Origin of the sequence: Bacteroides acidifaciens (genome assembly GCF_903181435.1) — a bacterium.
In the GTDB taxonomy this organism is placed as follows: Bacteria; Bacteroidota; Bacteroidia; order Bacteroidales; family Bacteroidaceae; genus Bacteroides.
Genome location: NZ_CAEUHO010000004.1, coordinates 746,396 through 768,444, shown reverse-complemented (window position 1 = coordinate 768,444; position 22,049 = coordinate 746,396). Strand labels below are relative to the sequence as shown.

At 41.2% G+C, this 22,049-nt stretch carries 14 protein-coding genes; 6 read left to right on the top strand and 8 right to left on the bottom strand.

The window, feature by feature from the left end:
- Window positions 1–823: 823 nt before the first annotated feature.
- The 6 genes from xyl3A to CLIN57ABFB40_RS15000 all read right to left on the bottom strand — a co-directional run bounded on the left by xyl3A (window position 824) and on the right by CLIN57ABFB40_RS15000 (window position 9,633).
- Window positions 824–3,409: a xylan 1,4-beta-xylosidase gene (gene xyl3A / locus CLIN57ABFB40_RS15025; RefSeq protein WP_175630849.1), complete on the bottom strand. Its 2,586-nt coding sequence runs from the start codon at window positions 3,407–3,409 to the stop codon at window positions 824–826.
- A gap of 98 nt (window positions 3,410–3,507) precedes the next feature.
- Window positions 3,508–5,106, bottom strand: coding sequence for a glycoside hydrolase 43 family protein (locus CLIN57ABFB40_RS15020; protein WP_175630848.1), 1,599 nt, complete (start codon window positions 5,104–5,106; stop codon window positions 3,508–3,510).
- Window positions 5,107–5,408: 302 nt separating this feature from the next.
- Window positions 5,409–6,425: a zinc-binding alcohol dehydrogenase family protein gene (locus CLIN57ABFB40_RS15015; protein ID WP_175630847.1), complete on the bottom strand. Its 1,017-nt coding sequence runs from the start codon at window positions 6,423–6,425 to the stop codon at window positions 5,409–5,411.
- A 24-nt stretch (window positions 6,426–6,449) separates the two neighbouring features.
- Entirely contained in the window at window positions 6,450–7,724 is a 1,275-nt protein-coding gene (fucP, locus tag CLIN57ABFB40_RS15010) for an L-fucose:H+ symporter permease (protein ID WP_175630846.1), read from the bottom strand.
- 37 nt (window positions 7,725–7,761) lie between these two features.
- Entirely contained in the window at window positions 7,762–8,685 is a 924-nt protein-coding gene (locus tag CLIN57ABFB40_RS15005; RefSeq protein ID WP_175630845.1) for an amidohydrolase family protein, read from the bottom strand.
- A 15-nt stretch (window positions 8,686–8,700) separates the two neighbouring features.
- Window positions 8,701–9,633 carry an aldo/keto reductase gene (locus tag CLIN57ABFB40_RS15000; protein ID WP_073346764.1) on the bottom strand — a complete coding sequence of 311 codons (933 nt, stop codon included), beginning with the start codon at window positions 9,631–9,633 and terminating at the stop codon, window positions 8,701–8,703.
- 178 nt (window positions 9,634–9,811) lie between these two features.
- Here CLIN57ABFB40_RS15000 and CLIN57ABFB40_RS14995 point away from each other — a divergent pair, with 178 nt between their 5' ends.
- Together CLIN57ABFB40_RS14995 and CLIN57ABFB40_RS14990 are read left to right on the top strand one after the other, a co-directional pair.
- On the top strand, window positions 9,812–10,840 hold the full coding sequence (locus tag CLIN57ABFB40_RS14995; RefSeq protein ID WP_175630844.1) for a LacI family DNA-binding transcriptional regulator: 1,029 nt from the start codon (window positions 9,812–9,814) through the stop codon (window positions 10,838–10,840).
- A 491-nt stretch (window positions 10,841–11,331) separates the two neighbouring features.
- The gene (locus CLIN57ABFB40_RS14990) at window positions 11,332–12,045 is read left to right on the top strand and encodes a hypothetical protein (protein WP_175630843.1); all 714 of its coding nucleotides are present in this window, start codon (window positions 11,332–11,334) and stop codon (window positions 12,043–12,045) included.
- Between the two features lie 148 nt (window positions 12,046–12,193).
- Here the strand turns inward: CLIN57ABFB40_RS14990 and CLIN57ABFB40_RS14985 are convergent, their stop codons facing one another.
- Entirely contained in the window at window positions 12,194–12,793 is a 600-nt protein-coding gene (locus CLIN57ABFB40_RS14985; RefSeq protein WP_175630842.1) for an FKBP-type peptidyl-prolyl cis-trans isomerase, read from the bottom strand.
- An 11-nt stretch (window positions 12,794–12,804) separates the two neighbouring features.
- Window positions 12,805–14,346, bottom strand: coding sequence for a glycine--tRNA ligase (locus tag CLIN57ABFB40_RS14980; protein ID WP_175630841.1), 1,542 nt, complete (start codon window positions 14,344–14,346; stop codon window positions 12,805–12,807).
- A gap of 693 nt (window positions 14,347–15,039) precedes the next feature.
- Between CLIN57ABFB40_RS14980 and CLIN57ABFB40_RS14975 the strand changes: the two genes are divergently transcribed.
- Genes CLIN57ABFB40_RS14975 through CLIN57ABFB40_RS14960 form a run of 4 tightly spaced genes read left to right on the top strand, consistent with a single transcriptional unit; the run spans window position 15,040 to window position 22,005 of the window.
- Complete coding sequence (locus CLIN57ABFB40_RS14975; protein ID WP_175630840.1) at window positions 15,040–18,084, top strand: SusC/RagA family TonB-linked outer membrane protein; 3,045 nt, start codon at window positions 15,040–15,042, stop codon at window positions 18,082–18,084.
- Between the two features lie 13 nt (window positions 18,085–18,097).
- Window positions 18,098–19,507 (top strand): RagB/SusD family nutrient uptake outer membrane protein, encoded by a 1,410-nt coding sequence (locus CLIN57ABFB40_RS14970; protein ID WP_175630839.1) that lies wholly within the window; start codon window positions 18,098–18,100, stop codon window positions 19,505–19,507.
- Window positions 19,508–19,528: 21 nt separating this feature from the next.
- Window positions 19,529–20,131, top strand: coding sequence for a fasciclin domain-containing protein (locus CLIN57ABFB40_RS14965; RefSeq protein ID WP_175630838.1), 603 nt, complete (start codon window positions 19,529–19,531; stop codon window positions 20,129–20,131).
- 17 nt (window positions 20,132–20,148) lie between these two features.
- The gene (locus tag CLIN57ABFB40_RS14960) at window positions 20,149–22,005 is read left to right on the top strand and encodes a hypothetical protein (RefSeq protein WP_175630837.1); all 1,857 of its coding nucleotides are present in this window, start codon (window positions 20,149–20,151) and stop codon (window positions 22,003–22,005) included.
- The last annotated feature ends 44 nt before the right edge of the window (window positions 22,006–22,049 follow it).

Below are 22,049 nucleotides of genomic sequence, written 5' to 3'. Positions count from 1 at the left end.
AGAATCATGCTACAGGCATCTATATATAGGTTACATTTATCACAGACATGTAACATTCTTCTTTTTCGATGTTACACCAGCCTTAAATCCATAAAATGATAAGAGGTATGTTAGATTGAAAAGACAACTGTCCCTGGTTGTCTTTTCAATCTGAAGACTGCACGATAAGTATTAATGGAAAGGAGCTGATCTATTAATAATAAACTTGCTCCCTATTAATTGAAAACTTCCGCAACTCAGTATGCAAACTTATTCTTTCTTCGTTATAATCTATAATTGCAAGCTTTGTTTATAAAAACAGAACTTGCAATTATATAAATGAAAGCTTCATTTATAAAAACAAAACTTGCGTTTATAGTTTGCAATAGGTGCAAAACAACTTTACCAGTAACTAAAAACAAGTTTACCGGTAATGAAGAGTAATTTTTCTATTAATGAATCAGACGTGAAGTAGCTCTACATATCTCATAGGATAGAGAGGCAAACGAGGGCATTTGACTATGAGAAATACCTTGATATGCCCCCAAATAGGATGAGAATAAGAATAAAATAAGGAGAAAAAGTATGAGAAATGAATTTCCGGAAAGTATTTCTCATAAGGAACATGCCTGATAATCTGCGTATTATCTAAAATGATGAGAATATGAGAAATAAAAGAAGAAAATCTTTTCTAGTAGGAAGCTGTCTAAAAAGTCGGTTCTATTAAATTCTCCTCCTTCAGGAAGGAATTAGAGTTACTAACGACTTTTTAGACAGCCTCTTATTTATATCAGCAGTAGAAAGTAAATAGTTCCAATGAATCGGATAAAATCAGGAAGTATGATTATTGCACATCCATCACTATCGCTTTCAACTTAGTTTCATCGGAAGAGCCTCCATACAGCAATTCATACGTACCAGCCACCGGATGCATGGTATTAGTCGCCTCATCAAACCATTCGAAACTCTCATGTGTAAGAGGAATGGTTACTGATTTAGTTTGCCCGGCAGGAATGTGGACGCGCTTGAAAGCACGCAAGGTATAACGAGGGCCGTCTTTATCTGCCGGAGATCGCAGATAAACCTGAACCACTTCATCTCCGTCACGCTGCCCTACATTACTTACCGGAACAGTCAGCGTAACCGTTTCTCCATTTCCAATCGCACTCTTACTTAGATTAGCCTCACCATAAGTAAACGTAGTATAACTCAGCCCATGACCGAATGGGAAAAGTGGTTGCTGTTGCATATACCGATAGGTACGCCCCTTCATGGAATAGTCTTCAAAGTCCGGCAATTGATTCACATCCTTATAGAAAGTGACCGGCAAGCGTCCGCCGGGATTATACTCTCCCCAAAGAGCATCAACGATAGCCGTACCACCCGCCTGTCCCGGATACCATGCCTGCAGAATCGCTTCACAAGTATTTGTCTCCGGCACCAATCCGATAGCCGAACCGGAATAATTAATAAAGACCACCTTCTTTCCTGCCTTCTTCAATGCTTTCAACAGATTACGCTGAACAGCGGGAAGTTCAATATCCGTACGGTCACCACCTTTAAATCCGGGAACAGCAACCGGCATTTCCTCTCCTTCCAGACTTGGAGAAATTCCACCTGCAAAAAGAACCACATCGGCATCTTTTACTTTCTCTACAGCCTTATCCAAATTGATTTCCATCTCTTTGCCCATATCAAAATCGAGGGTTGCCCCTTCATTCCGTTGAGTGAACAGGATTTCGACCTTATATTCTTTTCCGGCTTTTGCCTGCAAGGTATAAAGATTCGTCGGATTTTTTACATATACTTTTTCCGCCACTTGTTCGCTGTCGATAATAAGTGTCACCGCACCGTCCAATTGAAAACGGAAAACAACATCACCCGACTGCGAAGGACGAAAGACTGATTCATAACGAGCCGAGAAATTAGTGATTTCCACACCGGGCGCAAATGTAGTAGCCCCTGTTGTCGCAAAATGGAACGGAGTGGAAATCTGATCGGTAGCAACGACTTCCCCTTCACGATCACGATTATTCCAGTATTCTGCCAAGAAACCGGGTTTACCGTTTATGCTACATTCATCAAACAGGCTTTGGAGTGTCTTTCCGTCCACACGGTCACAACCTGGTTCGTATATGATTTGCCCTTCCGGTAGTTTGGCACGGACAGCTTCCAATAAGGTAACCGTATGTGCCGGAATACCGTTATAATTTCCCCACTGCATCACGGAGTCATTGGCATTAGGTCCCATAACGGCTACTTTCAGATGGGTATTCAGAGGCAGGATGTTGTTTTTATTCTGCAAAAGCACCAATGACTCACGAGCCATACGCAAAGCCAATGCCTGATGTTCCTTACTATTCAGCACAGAGGCCGGAATTTCCGACCAAGCCGGTTGTTCGTCCATTTCTCCCAGTTCAAAACGTGCTGTCAACAAACGTTTCAATGAAATATCTATTTCTTTTTCGTCAATCAAACCGGCTTTTACAGCATCCGCCAGTGAAGCATATTCACTTCCACATTCAAGGTCTGTACCTGTCCGCACAGCAGCTGCCGAGGCGTGTTCCTTGTCCGGGTGAGTCCCATGCGTTCCCGGTCTATGGAAATCGGAAATCGCTCCACAGTCAGAGACTACAATGCCTTTGTATCCCCATTCATCCCGCAATATTTGCATCAACAGGCGATTGCTGCCACAACAAGGCTCTCCCTCAAAACGATTGTAGGCACACATCACTTCCTTTACATGCGCTTTCTGTACCAAATCTTTAAAAGCAGGCAGATAGGTTTCCCATAAATCCCGGGGAGCTATATTCTCCGCATCAAAACTATGCCGGTTCCACTCCGGTCCTGAATGAACTGCAAAGTGCTTGGCACATGCGTGCAGCTTATCATATCCGGCATCTTCCGGTCCTTGCAAACCACGGACTACAGCCATTCCCATTTGTCCTGTCAGATAAGGGTCTTCACCGTAGGTTTCCTGACCACGTCCCCAACGAGGGTCACGGAATATATTGACGTTCGGTGTCCAGAATGTTAATCCCTGATAGCGTTTCAGTACGCCACTTTCACCGAAAACACGCGATTTTACGCGAGCCTCATCGGAAGTGGCATTGAACACTTCATATAATAATGAATCATTAAAAGAAGCTCCCATACCGATAGACTGGGGAAAAACAGTAGCCAATCCGGCACGTCCCACACCGTGCAACGCTTCATTCCACCACTCATATTCTTTAATTCCCAATCGGGGGATAGCAGGTGACGCATTTTGCATTAATGATACTTTTTCTTCCAAAGTCAACCGGGGCAACAAATCCTCCGCCCGTTGTTCCGCCGTTAAAGAAGTGTCCTGGTAAGGCAGCAATTGCTTACATGCCGAAAACGATAACACCAAACAAACACCCATAATCGGTATCCAACCTCTTTTCATAATATTATATACTTATTAGTTATGATTAATTTGGAAACAAAAATAGCCTATTTTCCAATAAAACAATGTTTCATTGGTTACAAATACATATTTGTGTGTTACATTGACGCATCACAGAACGAATAATCAAAGGAATCCACATCCACATAACCGCCCACGGAACGTGTAGCATAGTTAAATATGGCAAACTTACTGCCCATGAACATACGGGTGTAGTCAAATTTCATCTTAATAGGCAGACCGACAGGTATCCATGCTTTCCCATCAAGACTATAAGAGAAACGAGCCTCATCCCGTCCATTGGTAAAGTCACCTTCCACACGCAAATAGATAAGCTCTTTTTTAAGAGGTATACGGGCTTGTTCGGTCATATCCACACGGCTAATGGCATGCTTCGTTTTATCAAACACACTTTTCTGTTCACTCATCACAAGAGACAGTTTATTTCCGTTCTTTTCAACCGCAAGCACACCGCTGTCACCATTAAAAGCCGATAATCCCGCACGGTCACCATCTTTCATCCCCGCCAGAGAGAGACTGACAGTGCCCATGCATTTCGGTCCTACCATACGCTGAGTCAACGTATTGGGAGCAACAAACAGGTTATCTACCACACGGGAGGTTTTCAAACGCAAAAATCCGGGACGGTCGGTAAGACTCCATGCCTGATCGACGGGGTTATGATTCCACTGCCAATAGAGGGAAAGCTCGGAAGCGGAAAAATCATCCGAACCACAGATACCCTCCATTGACATATACGACAAAGTAGTATCATTCGGGATGCGCCCATCCTTGTCTCCCAGCATAGGCCAACCATCTTCCGTCCATGTACAAGGCATGAGGCACGGCACACGTCCTACGCCACCACGATCCTGAAAAATCAGTCCGTACCATTCACCGTTTTTCCCGTCTACGATGCATCCCTGACCAACACCGCCATGCCCGTCGAACTCTGTTTCAAGAATGACACGCTTTTCGTAAGGTCCGGTAATCTTATCGGCACGATAGCATACTTCACGACGCAGACGGCCGGGAATACTCCAATCCATAGAAATCATCAGCAAGTAATATTTTCCATTATGCTTGATGACGGAACTACCTTCCAACAGACCTTGTTCGTCAGCATCCCGTTCAAAGATCTGCTGGTTGATGCCACCGGGAAGCACATCAGTCAAATCGGGTTTCAACTCTGTAAGCTGTCCCGTACTGTGAAAGAGATACACCCGCCCGTCATCATCAAACAGAAGCGAACCGTCATGGAAATGCGGGGGACGGGAAAGAAGTTTCCAGGGACCGGCCGGATCTGTCGCAGTATAGACAAACCCGCGTCCGGGCGCGCCATTGGCTGTAAACCATACATAGAATTTACCGTCATGATAGCGGATAGATGATGCCCATTGTCCTTGCCCGTAAGCAGTGCCTTCGAGCAGATCATAACGGGGACCATCGTCAATGCGGGGAAATACGTAGCTGATAGTTTCCCAATGTTTCATGTCCGGCGAACGCATGATTGGCGCTCCCGGCATCAGGTGCATAGTGGTGGAAACCATATAAAAGTAATCGCCTGCGCGACATACCGACATATCGGGCACGTCAGCATAAAGAATAGGATTACGGTATTGTGCTCCGGCTGATAGCGGGAAGAACCATGTAAAAAGAGTACACAGCAGAATAGTGTTGATTTTTGTTTTCAGCATAATCATCGTTTTTTGTTAACTGGCTATATTATCTATTATTTGAAAGCGAATTATTTAAAATGTTCCTTGTTATCTTCCACATCACAAAAATAGAAAATGCAAACAGACAGATTGACTAAAGTATGCTACATGATTTCTTTGTGATGCTACATACCGAATGAAGAATGTTACATCTATATTTACTCATGTTACATCACCCCATCTCACACAAAGAAAGGAGACTGTTTGCAGCCTCCTCTCACTTATTGCATACCCGAAACAACGGGTATCATATCAACAACTATTCTTATCAAAAGAACTTATCAGAACTCAACCAAGATACGGAACACCTTTCCCGGATTAGCCGTCCATTCCTGCATAGCTTCCAAAGCCCCTTCCGGTTTTGCTATCTTCGAAATCAGTTCTTCCATCGGACAATTCCCTTCTTTCATATAATTGATTACGGCACGGAAATCTGCCGGCAACGCATTTCTGGAACCACGGATATCCAATTCTTTCTGTACGAAAAGCTTCGTTTGGAAAGCCACTTCGCTCTTGGCATAGCCGATGCAAACCACACGCCCCGTGAATCCGACTTCATCCACTGCCATTACATAAGTGACCGGACTGCCGACAGCTTCAATCACTACATCAGCACCGAATCCTTCCGTTATTTCCTGTATCCGCTCGTGTACATTTTCTGTCTTAGAGTTAACCACATAAGATGCACCGACTTTCTTCGCCAGTTCCAGTTTCTCGTCATCCAAGTCGACAGCAATGACCGTTGCTCCCCTTAGGGCAGCACGCACAATGGCGCCTATACCGATCATACCACAGCCAATCACCATCACAAATTCGTTATCAATTACCTGCGCACGTGATACGGCATGGAATCCGACACTCATCGGTTCAATCAACGCACAATCGCGGGAAGAGATATTGCCTGCCGGAATAATCTTTGTCCAAGGCAATACGGCATATTCGCACATCACTCCATTACGCTGCACTCCCAGCGTTTCGTTATGTTCGCAGGCATTGACACGACCATTCCGACAGGAAGCACATTTACCGCAATTAGTGTACGGATTCAACGTCACATTCATTCCTTTCTCGAAACCTGCCGGAACACCCGAGCCGATTTCTTCAATTACCGCCCCTACTTCATGCCCCGGTATCACGGGTAATTTCACCATCGGATTCTTGCCCAGGAACGTGTTTAAGTCCGAACCACAAAAACCGACATACTTGATTCTTACTAATACTTCACCGGCGCCAACGGTCGGTTTTTCCAGTTCAACCACCTTCATTTCTGAGGGGTTGACAATTTGAACTGCTTTCATTTGATATGTTTGATAATAAATTTATTAATCGATTACTTTATAACCTTTCCAACCGTAATAGGCACAGAAGACAAAGCAAATCATCGGCACGCAATAGGCCATATAATAGATGTGCTCATTGGCATGCATGAAGTAAGCTGTCAACTGCGGTAGACAGGCGTTGCCCACAATCGCCATCACAAGAAATGCAGAGCCGCTCTTCGTCTGATTCACCAATCCTTTCAATGCCAACGAAAACTGCGTAGGATACATGATGGACATAAAGAAAGAAATAGCCAACATTGCGTACAATCCAACCATTCCGCCCCATATCATGACAACTCCGCACAGGAGAATATTCATCAGTGCATAGATTAACAGCATATCCTGCGGACGGAATTTTACCATCAGTCCCGTACCTATCCAGCGTCCTAAAAGAAAAGCGAGCATATACAATCCGAAGAAAGTAGTCGCCGTATCTTCGGGTAGTCCGGCATACGTACAACAATATACCAAGAAAAGACTGTTGATAGCCGTCTGTCCGCCATTATAGAAGAACTGCGCAATGACTCCCCAACGCAAATGCGAATGTTTCAGTACTCCAAAATCAATCAGCTTTTCTTTCTTATTGTCAGCCGTCGCTTTATCAGAAGAAACTTCGGCACCCTCATCTCCAATCTTCGGCAGTTTGGAGAATACAAAGACAACAGCTATGGCAACAAGCAGCAAGGCTAATATCAGGTAGGGAAGTTTCATGGCATCCGTTTCCTGTTGGATATAGGCTTGCCAGCCACCCGAATAATCTACCGGGAGAGTCTCGCGTGTATAGTGAGTTCCACTAAGGATGAGTTTACTCAGGAACATGGCGGCGATGAAAGCTCCCAGACCATTGAAGGATTGTGCCAGGTTCAGTCGTCGCGGAGCCGTTTCGGGAACTCCTAAAACCGTGACATACGGATTGGCGGCTGTCTCCAGAAAACACATGCCGGTGGCGATAATGAAGAAGATACAGAGGTAAGCCCAATACTCCTTCAGGATAGCTGCCGGAAAGAACAGCAGACCTCCGATAGCTGCCAATATCAGTCCGAAGATGATTCCCGCCTTATAGCTATATCGCTTCATAAACATAGCTATGGGAATCGGGAAAATAAAATAGGCCAGCCAATAGGCTGTTTCGGTAAAGGAAGCCTCAAAGGTATTCAGTTCGCAGGTCTTCATTAACTGCCGTATCATCGTAGGAAGCAGATTACTGCTTATCGCCCACAAGAAGAAAAGGCAGAAGACCAATGCCAGAGGTATTGTATATGTATTCTTTTTCATGGTATAATATTGTTTCACAATGTGGTTATTTTCTCAATCATTCAGACATGTTCTTGATGTAAGGAAGCACGGGAAGGTCTGTAAAGCCATAGAAATTCCGGGCATTTTCTCCTAAGAAAAGCGCTTTTTCCTTCTCTGACAATTCTTGTGATTTCAGCACAAAGTCATAGGACATTTTGTAGGTGATAGCCGTAATAGTACGCGGATAATCCGAACCCCACATCAGTTTCTCCATTCCTACCAATTCTGCCGCTTCACGAATAGCCTTAACCGCGCCTCTGAACGGATAGAACTCATCATTGAAAAGCCACGTGATTCCTCCGGATTCAATCATTACATTCGGGTAGCATGCCAACTTTATCTGTTCGAGCCAATCCGGCAACGTGACCATCCCGAAATGTCCGATAGCTATCTTCAGCCGGGGACATTCTTGAATTATCTCTTCCATTTCAGAAACTTGTGTCGCCCCATCCGCCAAATCGATGGAAAGCATCACATTCCGCTCTTCCATATAGTGGAACATCTGTATCATCTCTTGGCTATTCAGCATCACCCTGCCCTCTTTCAGCAACAGACGATGTGCGGGAATCTTGATAGCTTTAAAACCTTTGGCTATAAGTGTTTTTGCCTGTTCCAGAAATCCCGGTTTACGAAACTCACACATTCCGCATACAAAGAAACGATTGGGATAACGGGCAACAACCTCGGCTAAATATTCATTCTGTATGCCATCAATAAATTCCTGTGTAATGACAGCGGCAGACACTTGCGCATAGTCCATATTCGACAGAAAGACTTCCGCACTATTCACTCCGTCTATCATAAAAGGTGGAACCATCTGCCGGATTTCTCCCATAAATAACGAACGGCCGTTTTCAAGCGTTCGGATAGGGAGTCCATCTACGACCGTATCCTGCCGTAACCACAGATGAGCATGCGCATCAATAATTGTGTAGTCCATACGAACGGTTCTGTTTTATGAGTTTGCCCAGCTTACGCGTTTCTGTTCTCCGATAATATCCTGCACTTCCCGAACGAGTTCCCAATCAACCGGTTCCTCGATGAAAGCGATATTCTTTTTCACATTTTCAGGATTAGTCGTACTGAACAAAGTGGTAGCAATACGAGGATTGCTGACAGAGAATTGCATGGCAAGTTTCTCAATCGGATAGTTTTTCGCTTTGCAATGTTCCATTGCTTTGCGACAAGCCTCTACTAAAGGCTTTGGAGCCGGATGCCAAGCGGGAACACCCCGTTCGCTCAATAGTCCCATTGAAAGCGGAGAAGCATTGATTACACCTATTTCTTTAGATTCAAAGTAATCCAGGAAGTCAGCCAGTTTATCATCGCACAGGCAATAATGGCAGAAACTAAGGACAGATTCAACCGTACCGCTTGGAGAGTGGTCGATGACCCATTTCAGATTCTCCAGTTGCAAGTCGGTGATTCCGACATGACCTACGACACCTTTCTCACGCAATTCCACCAAAGCTGGTAGTGTCTCATTTACAACTTGGTTTAAATCGGCAAATTCAACATCGTGCACATTTATCAAGTCGATAAAGTCTATGTTCAAGCGTTCCATACTCTCATACACACTTTCGGTAGCACGCTTGGCAGAATAATCCCATAAATTCACACCGTCTTTGCCATAACGTCCCACCTTTGTAGACAGATAATAGCGGTTTCGGGGAAGTTCTTTCAGTGCTTTCCCCAGTACGGTTTCTGCTTTATAGTGTCCGTAATAAGGAGAGACATCTATAAAATTCATCCCAGCTTCAACAGCAGTAGCTACCGCCTGGATACCTTCTTTTTCTTTCAAATCATGGAAAACTCCCCCTAAGGAAGAAGCTCCGAAACTAAGAGAGGAAACTTTCATCCCCGTCTTTCCGATTTCATGGTATTGCATACTTTTAGGTTTTAAATAGTTTTGTATGCGACAAAAATAGGTCAGGAATGATTGCCGTCAGTCAGAGGAGAGCGTAAAAAGCAACGTAACGGTTTACGTAAAAAATATAGCTTCAAATGCTCTTATTTATCCGGGAATGTGCTTTCTTTGTAAAAGATTCAAAGCAGAAGACCTTTTAATGGAAAACCGGAAACATACTTCACTCAAAGATCTTGCCCAAGCATTGGGTGTATCGATTCCTACTGTATCCAGGGCGTTGAAAGACAGTCCCGAAATCAGTCGTGAACTTTGTGCCAAAGCTAAGGAACTGGCCAAAGAGATGAATTATCGTCCCAATCCTTTCGCCATGAGCTTGCGGAAAAATGCTCCACGCATTATCGGTGTGGTCGTTCCGGATATCGTTACCCATTTCTTCGCTTCTATCCTGAACGGAATAGAGAACATGGCTATCGCCAACGGATACTTTGTGATTATCACTACCTCACACGAGTCTTATGAGCATGAAAAGCGGAATATCGAGAATCTGGTCAATATGCGTGTGGAAGGTATTATCGCCTGTCTGTCGCAAGAGACTACGAATTATTCTCATTTATCCGCCTTGAAAGACATCAATATGCCACTTATCCTGTTTGACCGTGTTTGCCTGACGGATCAGTTTTCTTCGGTCGTAGCGGATGGGGCACAATCAGCGCAAATGGCTACACAACATCTGTTGGATAATGGAAGTAAACGGGTAGCCTTTATCGGTGGAGCGAATCATTTGGATATTGTAAAGAGAAGAAAACATGGCTATCTGGAAGCATTACGTGAGAATCGTATTCCTATCAAAAAGGAGTTGGTTGTTTGCCGGAAGATCGATTATGAGGAGGGTAAGATTGCGACTGAGACATTACTGTCTCTCCCCCAACCGCCTGACGCTATTCTTGCGATGAATGATACATTGGCTTTCGCGGCTATGGAAGTTATCAAGAGCCATGGTCTCCACATACCGGATGATATTGCTATTATCGGATATACGGATGAACAGCATGCTAATTACGTGGAGCCCAAATTATCTGCCGTGTCTCATCAGACCTATAAAATGGGAGAAGCTACCTGCCGGTTGCTGATTGAACAGATTAAGGGAGATAAAACTGTCAAACAAGTGATGATTCCGACACATTTGCAGATTAGGGAGAGTAGTATTAAACCATACATTTTACTTTAATATATAAATCTAAATATCATAACTCATTGTTTTTTTATCTTGTAGGAAAACATAAAAGAAATTGCAGAATAAAAGTAGCACTTTTACGTAAAAGTGCTACTTTTATTCTGCAACTCATTTTTCCAATAAAATAGATAAATAGTTTTTTATAAATACAAATAATTTCAAAAGCTGCGAATACGAAACAACTTAGAGATGACATAGCAATTTTTCGATAAAGGAATAAAACAGTTAGTCACACATCCATACTATCTAGAATTCGTATCATATTAAAAGAGAGAAAACTAATAGAATAAACTAAAGATGAGATGTAGCCAAACTGAACATTATTTCTAGAACCTACAGACTGAAAAAATACTTGAATAATATTGGTAATAAAATCATATTATATTAGGATAGTCCAAAATAAATTCGTATATTGTGGAATCATTTGAAACGAGCTCAAAACAAATGAACATAAAATCAATTGAGAAACATTAAAATTTAGTATCATGAAAACATTTATCCATTATTTGGTGGCTTGTATTATATTAGGAATGGTACAAGCATGTAGTCAAAGTACATTTGAAGAAGAACTTTTCGATAAAAAGCCTATTACAGAATCAGGTACGGTGAAATTTAAATATCAAGGAAACATATACGTTTCTAAATATGAAAGAAATGGAAATGATATCATTTATCAAAATAAGGAGGTTGATAATATAATCAACTTGTTTAAAGAGAATCCCAATCTCTCTGTATATATACACTCAGATGGGTTACAAGAATATTTTGATTCGTATTCCATATTTTTGAATCAAGAAATATCCAACAAAGATTCAATCAATCCGACTACAAGAGCAACTGGAATTAGTAGTGCCACCCTAACAGTGTATACTAGAACTAAGTATAGAGGAGACAAAGGAAGTTTTACAGTTAACCAACAAAGACCTATCTTACAAATAAATGATTTAGGAGTTTATAATTTAGCTAATAAAATAACTTCGATGAAACTAAATGGTTTAAGCGTTACTGATGGTCCTTTAACATGTAAGGCTACTTTCTTTGAATATACAAATTGTCAAGGAAGATCTTGTACCTTTCAAATTACATATCCAAACATTGACTTAGGAATTAAGGATTTTGCCAGTATTAGCTTAAACCCCATTCCATTATTACCAGATCCTTTAGATGATAAAACAAACTCAATTAGACTTGAACTGTAACAATGTAAGTTTAACAATAAAAATGTACTGCAAATCTTTAAAGCATATATAAAATGCATACAAGTTTAGAGAAATCATACTAATCATATTAAATAAAGCTACTGATCCATTTTGAATCAGTAGCTTTATTTACATCTACTCCAAAAGATTAAAACTCACAACTTATTATTTGAATATCAAATATTAAAGTCGAATAACCTTTAATAGGAATTGAAGAACCAGTCGGTGTATACTCGCTAGAGCCATAACCATATTTCCATGGGACATAAATTTCGTAACGTTCTCCGACTTTCATCCGTTGCAGAACTTCCGACAAACCTATCACACGCGAATTAACTGCAAATTCTGCTGTTTTTGAGAAATCAATACTAGGATTCGCTTCTGTAAAAACACCTTCAACTACTTCTCCGACAAAATTATCTTGTTCATCAACACTTCCAAGAATATATGATCCCTTATAATATACTGTTACTACATCAGTTGAACAAGGAGATACATTATAAATTTTTCCATCTCCCACAGGAGTTTTCTTTTTAAAATAAATAGGAACTTTAGAATAAGTAATCATATGAATAGAATCCAAGTTGCCACGAGTAGCCAAATCAGCATGCCTATTAGCTATTGAATCAATAAATGCTTCATTACGTGCCTGCCAATTATCATATTTGCTAACTTCTTCAGTTTCACTACAAGCCGTGAACGTCAAAGCCAGTAATATTAAGGAGAATAAATAGATCTTTTTACTCATTCGTCAAAGGTTTATTGTAAAGTTTTCAATAGAGAAGTGATGCTTACTCTGTCTGCAATAATATTATTCAGTTCAGAGATAGCGACACGCTCTTGCTGCATGGTATCGCGGTTACGCAATGTTACGCAGTTATCTTCTAATGTCTGATGGTCGACTGTTACACAATACGGAGTACCAATAGCATCCTGACGGCGATAACGCTTACCGATACTATCTTTTTCATCATATTGGCAATGGAAGTGGAACTTCAAGTCGTCGATAATTTCACGAGCCTTTTCAGGCAGACCGTCCTTCTTCACCAACGGCATGACAGCCAGTTTCACCGGAGCCAAAGCAGCAGGCAATTTCAACACTACGCGGCTTTCACCATTTTCCAGTTGTTCTTCGCAATAAGCTGCGCTCATGATGCTGAGGAACATGCGGTCTACACCGATAGAAGTTTCAATTACATACGGAGTATATGATTCGTTCAGTTCAGGATCAAAATATTTAATGCTCTTTCCTGAGAACTTCTCATGTTGTGACAAGTCGAAGTTAGTACGAGAGTGGATACCTTCCACTTCCTTGAATCCGAACGGCATCAGGAATTCGATGTCAGTCGCAGCATTTGCGTAATGCGCCAATTTATCATGGTCGTGATAACGATAGCTTGCATCACCGAAGCCCAGCGCCTTGTGCCATTTCAGACGGATTTCTTTCCATTTCTTGAACCAGTCGAGTTCAGTTCCCGGCTTTACGAAGAACTGCATTTCCATCTGTTCGAACTCACGCATACGGAAAATAAACTGACGGGCAACAATCTCGTTACGGAAAGCCTTACCAATCTGCGCAATACCGAAAGGAACTTTCATACGACCCGTTTTCTGTACATTCAGATAGTTTACGAAAATACCCTGTGCTGTTTCCGGACGAAGATAAACCTTCATTGCACCTTCGGAAGTAGAACCCATTTCAGTAGAGAACATCAGATTGAACTGACGAACCTCCGTCCAGTTCTTAGTACCGGAAATAGGACATACGATTTCTTCATCAACGATAATCTGGCGAAGTTCTTCCAGATTATTGTCGTTCAGAGCTTGTGCAAAGCGTGCATGAAGAGCGTCGCGTTTTGCCTGATGCTCCAATACACGTCCGTTAGTAGACCGGAATTGAGCCTCATCGAACGTTTCACCGAATCTCTTGGCAGCTTTCGCTACTTCCTTATTGATTTTATCATCATACTTAGCCAGCTGGTCTTCAATCAGCACATCGGCACGATAACGTTTTTTAGAATCCTTATTGTCAATCAAAGGGTCATTGAATGCGTCAACGTGTCCGGAAGCCTTCCAGATAGTAGGATGCATAAAGATGGCAGAGTCGATCCCGACAATGTTTTCGTGCAACAGCACCATGCTGTCCCACCAATATTTCTTAATGTTGTTTTTCAATTCAACGCCCATCTGACCGTAGTCATATACAGCGCCCAGTCCGTCGTAGATATCGCTTGAAGGGAATACGAAACCGTACTCTTTGCAGTGCGATACAAGTTTCTTAAAAACGTCTTCTTGTGCCATTTTCTTTTCTATATCTATTAATTTGATTTTCCTTTTTTCGTAAAAAGTGCCACAAAGATAGAGATTTATCTCATAAATAAGACAGGTAGGGTATTAATTTATCTTATTCCTAAGAAAGTTGTACTTTGCATAATTATCAGTCCAACTATAACGTTCCGCCATTATTAATGCTTTTTACAAGTAATTTTATCTAATCGCTTGCCTATCCGGAAGTATTTAATTCGTTATCCAGACTTCGTTAGACTATAGTACACTTTGCGGATAACTATAGTCTAACGAAAAAAGAGCAATAAAGAAAGATAATAAGATTAGTAAGCGCAGTACCTAAAAGCCGTCAATATGGTATATCCTATTGCCCTACAATTATCTTTTGAACAAAATTGCAAGCCTTTTGAATCATATTTAAAAGCGATATTCAACTTTTTGGCTTCATTTGCAAAAACAAAAATAAATATGAAAACACCTAATTCCAAATTTGACTATATCAGTATCTTATACTTTGTACTAATTTCCATAATGATTGTAGTACTACTAATCTATATAGTATAAAACACAGAACTTAATTTTAAATACAATACTTATATGAAAAAAGAAGATTCACTTTTATTCTTGCTATTCATTAAGAGGATAATCAGATTGAAACTATACCGGTTAGAAAACCTGCTTAGATTTTCATTTATTCTCTTATGCATCATGAGTACTTCGTTCTCTTTTTCTCAAGACAAAGAGTTAAAGATAATTGGAGTAGTAACCGATACCCAAAACAATCCTCTGCCAGGAGTCAGTGTTCTCATAAAAGGAAGCTCTACAGGAGTTGTCAGCAACTTGGATGGTAAATATGTAATTTCTATCCCCAATCCGAACAGCACTCTTATATACTCATACACAGGTTTTGCCAAACAAGAAATTGCAGCAAAAGGTAAAAGAGTATTGAATGTCGTTCTAAAAGAATCCGTCAAAGAACTAAATGAAATCGTAGTCGTCGGATATGGTGCTATGAAAAAGAGGGATATTACAGGTTCTATTGCTTCCATCACTTCAAAATCTATTGAAGAAAGAAATGCAATCTCAATCACGGATGTGCTACAAGGGCAAATGGCAGGCATCGAAATCACTTCCGGTTCCGGAGCACCGGGTGAAGGGTCAGATATTCGGATTCGTGGTACTTCCACCTTTGAGGGTGGAGTGAAACCGCTGTTTGTTATTGACGGAGTCCCTTTCGAAAGCATTGACGATATTAACCCTTCAGATATCGAGTCCATCGAAGTTCTCAAAGATGCCGCATCCGCAGCCATCTATGGTTCACGTTCTGCCAATGGTGTTATTTTAATATCAACCAAGCAAGGTGAAAAGAGTCGTCCCCGGCTGGATATACGTTATCTGAAAAGTTTCAGCACTTTAACTCGAAAAATGCCCAAAGCCAATGGAGCAGAACGCAGATACTATGACAAAGTCCGCCAAAAACTGACGAACGGGCTCAACGGATATAATATCAAGGACTCTTTGGCTTTCTTTAACAACCAGGACATCGACCTGCAAGATTTAATTTTCCGTACAGCATCCAGAGACCAACTCGACTTAAGCGCAAGCGGAGCTTCTGATAAATTCAAGTATTATGTAAGTGCCGGATTGCTTTCTGATAAAGGTATTATCCAGAATAGTAGTTATACACGTATCACTACCCGTATCAATGGTGAATATAAGCCCAATAAATACATTACTCTAGGGAGCAAGTTACACCTCAGCATAGTTAATAAGAAAGGTATTTCCGAAGACGGCGTACTGAACCAATTGCTGGAACGCCCTTCTTACTGGGCCATTTTCAATCCGGATGGCAGTTATGTTCCCAATATCAGCAGCAGACGTAATCCTTATGCAGTAATGATGGACGACATCCAGAAGAATCAAAATTACAAAGCATCTATATATGAATATTTGGAAGTGAATTTCAACAGTAAATTCAAATTCAATACAAATGTACAGGGAAATTTTATTCTCGACCGAAATCAGTCCTACCGTCCTTCTCCGCAACTGGCAGTAACCGAACGTACTACCGGCAGAGATTTATCCGAGCTCAATTATGACTGGGCAAATGAAAATTATTTCAGCTATGTTGATAATTTCAAGTTCCACAACATTAACGTAATGGTAGGTAACAGTATACAGGGATGGGCCAGAGAGAATATGAATATAGTGGGATTGGATTATACCACTGATATGATTTATACACTGAATGCAGCATCACTCTTTGATACACAGAGAACATATACCCGTATGTACCGCCACTCCATGACATCATTTTTCGGACGCGCTGCATACAATTATAAAAGCCGTTACTTGATAAATGCCAATATCCGTACTGACGGTTCCTCACGTTTTGGTTCATCCAAACGTTGGGGCGTCTTCCCTTCCGCTTCTATCGGATGGCGTTTCTCCGACGAACGTTTCATGAGATGGAGCAAACGATTCTTAAGCGATGGAAAACTAAGAGCCAGTTGGGGTATCACAGGTAACCAGGAAATCGGGGACTATGACTCATGGCAATTATACAGTCCGAATTATATTTATGAAGGTGTTTCCGGAATTGCGGCAAGTAATCTGGCATACAACGGTCTGAGCTGGGAAGAAACGACCCAATATAACATCGGATTAGATTTACAGTTATTCAATAGTAAAGTACGAATTGTAGCAGATTACTATAAAAAAGACACAGAAAAATTACTTTGCCAGGTAGAAGTTCCCAAAGAAACCGGATTCACCACCATTCGCAAGAATGTAGGTTCAATGTCGAATGAAGGGTTTGAGTTTTCACTTGATTATGATGTACTTCGATTGAAAGACTTCAATTGGTCATTAAACTTCAATATTGCCCACAACACCAGCAGAATCAAACAAATTGCAGACGGAGTTCCTTTCTATAAGGGAATGGATGATGCAATTTACGTACAACCTAATTCCAAACTCGGCGAGTTCTACGGATACAAATATTTAGGCATCTATCCTTACAATGAATCCAACGCTTATACTAAAGAATGGAATCAACTGACACCGGAATTTGCCAACGGAACTTTCACTGGAAAATACCTTTTAAATGGTAAGGAATACACAGGTGAAATTTTACAGAAAAAAAGTTCGGATGGCAATCCGTTAAAAGGCGGTGATGTAGACTATGTGGACATAAACGGAGATGGAATTATAGACGTATTGGATAAAACAAAAATCGGATGTGCCCAACCTGATGTATATGGCGGGCTTAGTACTAATCTCTCATATAAAGGTATTTCCTTATACATATCATTCTACTATTCTCTAGGTGGAGATATCTATAATTATGCAGAAGCCAAACGTAACAAATTCTCATATGACGGTGCAACTCCTTCACCGGATGCTATTGCCAATATGTGGACAGGGCCCGGCGATATAGCTAAATATCCGGCTCCGATCAACAAGGAACATAACAGGCTCCCGCCATCCAGCTTCTATATCGAAGATGCCTCTTATATTAAATTACGCAATGTAAAATTGAGCTATTCATTACCCAAGAAATGGATAAACACAGTCTGGATGAAAGCTGCTACAATCTATGTATATGGAAACAACTTATTGACCTTTACCAATTATAAAGGTTATGACCCCGAATTTTCATTGGGAACAAGCGATCCTTTAACTTTAGGTATCGACCAAAACCGTTATCCGAGAAAGAGAGAATACGGATTAGGCGTAAATGTTACATTCTAAATAATAAGCAATCATGAAATCTATATATTATATTTTTATTCTGACATTATCACTACTATGTGCTTCGTGTAGTGATTTTCTAACAGAAGAACCCATCAGTGACCTGACAGCAGAAAGCTTCTGGAAAACAGACAAAGATGCAGAAGTGGGAATCGTTTCCATATACAGTGCCTTTTCAAAAGCCATCTCACCGGGCATGTGGGACTGGGGAGAACTTCGTGCCGACAATTACATTCCCCACGACAAGGACGCATTCGACCAAAAAGAGTTGATATACAACAATATACAAATTGACAATCAAGCCGCATTATGGACAAATTTGTATAGTGTCATCAGTAGAGCCAATGCTGCCATCAAGTACATTCCCCGCATCACTATGACACCCAAGAAAAAGAACAACCTGCAAGCAGAAGCATATGCCCTGCGGGCATGGGCTTACTTTTACTGTGTCCGCGTATGGGGAGACGTACCTTTATACACAGAACCCATAGAAGAAATCTCACAAGGAATCTACCGTGACCGCACTGATAAAAATATAATTTTTCAAGAAGTAATCTTGCCGGATCTTGAAAAAGCCTATTATCTGATTGATAAAACTTCAACCGTCCGGACACGAATCAATGTCGCCACTATATGCGCACTTACAATGGATGTAAATGCTTGGTTGCATGATTACGAAAAAGTAGTGAGTACCATGAAAGAAAAAGTGCAGACATTGAACAAACGGAATTGGGGACTTTCCGCCCTGACACCGGAGACTTTCACTAAAGATTGGAGAGCTATCTTTGTAGAAGACAATCAGACCGAAACACCAATAGAGGTGATATTCAAATTGGCTTATGACCAATTGGGGAACGGAGAGAACCAATCTATCAATTATTTTGCAAGTTCCCAACCAAGAGTCTTTCTATCAGACAAGATAAAAGGTTTGTATGGGATACTGGATAAACGGTTTGGCAGTACCCAATGGGAAGACATAGGCGAAGGTAAAACACAATTAAAGAAAAAGTTTTGGCCGGACGGTACTATTTTTGTCGGTACAGGGCGTGTATATTCAGACAATGACCTAATATTATACCGATATGCCGATATTGTACTATTGTATGCCGAAGCGTTAAATGCGCTGGACAGAACTCCGGAAGCTATCACCGAACTGAACAGAACCAGAACACGTAGCGGAGAAAATCCTTTTTATACAAGTGATTTTGTAAGCAGTGACGAAATTCTTGATGCGATACTTGAAGAACGGCAGAAAGAGTTTGTCGGTGAGGGTAAACGTTGGTTCGACCTTGTCCGCTGTAACCGTTGGAAAGAAGTAATGGAACCCATCAATGGGATGAATGATGAGAGAAAAGTATTATTCCCTATCCATCGTGACCATATTAATCAAAACCTCAACTTAAAACAGAACTCCGGTTATTAACCAACTAAAACTACCAAACTTATGAAAACTTTAAAACTTTATATCATACTATGCATCTCAAGCCTATGCTTGTTTAGTTGCTTGGACATACAGGACAGTTATGATTATGAACCGGCCAATATAGACAACAATGTCTATATGAATACGTGGGAATTTATCCAGTCACGTCCTGATGCGTTTTCATCTCTTCAGACTGCCATAGAATGTTCGGGAATAGACCTGTCGATATACACTCAGACTGAAAAGAAATATACTTACCTGCTACTTCATAATGACTCATTCAAAGGCGCCAACGGTATCCTGTCCAACTACGGAGTAGCATCTATTGAAGATATGGATAAAGAGACACTGACAAACATTTTGTTATACCATGTGATAGACGGATACTACCATGGTCTCGGTACGCTCAATTTTGATCCAATCAACGTGATTACCTTATGGAAATCACCAAATGCTTTTATGACATTAAAACTGAACAATTCCGCTTCTATCGAATCCTACTCACGTCTGGTTATCAATGATATGCTGGGCAACAGCACTCCTGTCACAGCAATGACCAGCAATATCCTGACAACCAACGGTGCCGTACACGTCGTAGGGCAGGAAATTATTTACAAACCATAATCTTAAACAGACATATTATGAAATCGAAAGTATATATTATTATCTCATTTATATGTGCCAGTCTATGTTGGTTATCATGTAATGATGACGAAAAACATACAGGCTCCGCTCCTGAAATATTGTTTATGACAGAATCAATGTCTATTGATCTGAACAAGACAAACAATCCATCGATTGTCTGTGTCATCAACTCGGAAGTCGGACTAAATTCCGTACAAAGCTGGATAGTGAAAGAAGGTGACATTGAAGTGGAAATAGACAATCCGGTTACTAGTTTCTTCAATAAAAACAGCTATTCACTAGCACAAACACCTGTGTATACGGAAGACATGATTGGTTTCAAAGTTAGCGCAACTGACGCAAATGGGCAGACATCTACCTTGACCTTACCTTTCGAAGTCATCCCATTACGCGACGCACCGGTTGTTTCATTTAACGAGGGCATTAATGAAATAAACTATAGAGAGGGGGATCCGATGCCTTCTATCTCAATAAAAATCAGCAGTGAAGAAAACCTGCGATACGTCGCTTTCTCGGAAGTAGTAAACAGACTGGAAAAGAATGTACCTATCAACGGACAGGACACATTGAAATTCACCAATAATGAAAAAGAATATGTGCTGAACCTGCAAGATGACGACTTCCAGTTCAAAGTAGGAACGACAGCTATCAAGATTGCGGCGGGAGCAGGCTCTTCCGATATGGTTAAAATAAAAATAGGAACATTGAAAGTTAATTTTGAAGAGATTCCGGCACCGGAAATCCTGTTTGACTCAGAAGGAGACCTTCAGGTGAATGAGTTTGCCGATCTGACTGTCACCGGAAAAATCAATTCACAGTCCAAAGTAACCTCTGTCAGCTATTACAAAGAAACAGCAGAAGGTAAAGAACAAATAGGAGAAACAGTCTACCCAAACGAAAGTTCGTATAATTTCTCCGTAACATTAGAACGGGTAACATTTGATATACAAGCAGTGGTCATAGAAGCAACCGACCAGTTGGGTAAAACAACAACCATAGAAAAACCGCTGAAAGTAAAAGAACTGGCTCCCGCCCCGTCGATTATTATTGACCAGACAGCCGAACAGTTTAACGGAGTAAGCATAGATGTTCCCATAGCATTGACTGGAAAAATCACTTCCGAAGCCGGAATAACATCAGTAGTGATAACCAAAACAACTCGTAAAGGTGAAGAAAGCACAGAAGAAATAAACATCACAAACGACAAGGAAGTGATAGTAGCCCAGAACTATACAGCAGATATAGAACTGGCAGGTCTCAAATTAACAGCAACCGATATAAACGGAAAAGAAAGCAGCACTTCATACGACATACATGTAGGCTACTACTATCATACAGTGCTTATGTCATTGGACGGTGCACCAAAACATGAGGACTCTACGCCAGGCTGCTTCTTCTCAGCCTCAGCAGCAAGAGCCTTTGACTATTGCGACGGAAAAGACAACTGGCAGGAAGTCGACATAGCTTTTTCTTCTTACAGTAGCAATACCGTCATAAGAGTAGCTTCCTTAAAGCAAAGCATCACCAAATTCAAACACACAACATGCGGTCTTGACAAATGGGATAATGTGAAAGGCGTTTATTTCAGAACTGCCTCAAACATAAAGAGAAGTTCGTTTGACAAAGCTACTATCAACGATATGAAAGCAGAAAGACTCGCAACTGGTTTCACAGAGGTTGCATCACTGACCCAAGGAAACTTTGAAACTGCGACAGAAGCAGTCGGAGTATACGAAACACCGATTAACGGAGTCGCCAAGCGAGTAATCGTCACTTATGATCATTTTGTAGAACGTACTACACAAAATTTGGCCGCTTCCAAATTCATGATCAAAGTAAAGATTGAAAAATAATCAGACAAGAATTCATTTTGGTAGCAACTACGACCAGAGTTGCT

Bases quoted from the DNA above. Each gene is read 5' to 3' on its own strand.
- xyl3A (WP_175630849.1), bottom strand. From the start codon at position 3,409: ATGAAAAGAGGTTGGATACCGATTATGGGTGTTTGTTTGGTGTTATCG.
- CLIN57ABFB40_RS15020 (WP_175630848.1), bottom strand. From the start codon at position 5,106: ATGCTGAAAACAAAAATCAACACTATTCTGCTGTGTACTCTTTTTACA.
- CLIN57ABFB40_RS15015 (WP_175630847.1), bottom strand. From the start codon at position 6,425: ATGAAAGCAGTTCAAATTGTCAACCCCTCAGAAATGAAGGTGGTTGAA.
- fucP (WP_175630846.1), bottom strand. From the start codon at position 7,724: ATGAAAAAGAATACATATACAATACCTCTGGCATTGGTCTTCTGCCTT.
- CLIN57ABFB40_RS15005 (WP_175630845.1), bottom strand. From the start codon at position 8,685: ATGGACTACACAATTATTGATGCGCATGCTCATCTGTGGTTACGGCAG.
- CLIN57ABFB40_RS15000 (WP_073346764.1), bottom strand. From the start codon at position 9,633: ATGCAATACCATGAAATCGGAAAGACGGGGATGAAAGTTTCCTCTCTT.
- CLIN57ABFB40_RS14995 (WP_175630844.1), top strand. From the start codon at position 9,812: ATGGAAAACCGGAAACATACTTCACTCAAAGATCTTGCCCAAGCATTG.
- CLIN57ABFB40_RS14990 (WP_175630843.1), top strand. From the start codon at position 11,332: ATGAAAACATTTATCCATTATTTGGTGGCTTGTATTATATTAGGAATG.
- CLIN57ABFB40_RS14985 (WP_175630842.1), bottom strand. From the start codon at position 12,793: ATGAGTAAAAAGATCTATTTATTCTCCTTAATATTACTGGCTTTGACG.
- CLIN57ABFB40_RS14980 (WP_175630841.1), bottom strand. From the start codon at position 14,346: ATGGCACAAGAAGACGTTTTTAAGAAACTTGTATCGCACTGCAAAGAG.
- CLIN57ABFB40_RS14975 (WP_175630840.1), top strand. From the start codon at position 15,040: ATGAGTACTTCGTTCTCTTTTTCTCAAGACAAAGAGTTAAAGATAATT.
- CLIN57ABFB40_RS14970 (WP_175630839.1), top strand. From the start codon at position 18,098: ATGAAATCTATATATTATATTTTTATTCTGACATTATCACTACTATGT.
- CLIN57ABFB40_RS14965 (WP_175630838.1), top strand. From the start codon at position 19,529: ATGAAAACTTTAAAACTTTATATCATACTATGCATCTCAAGCCTATGC.
- CLIN57ABFB40_RS14960 (WP_175630837.1), top strand. From the start codon at position 20,149: ATGAAATCGAAAGTATATATTATTATCTCATTTATATGTGCCAGTCTA.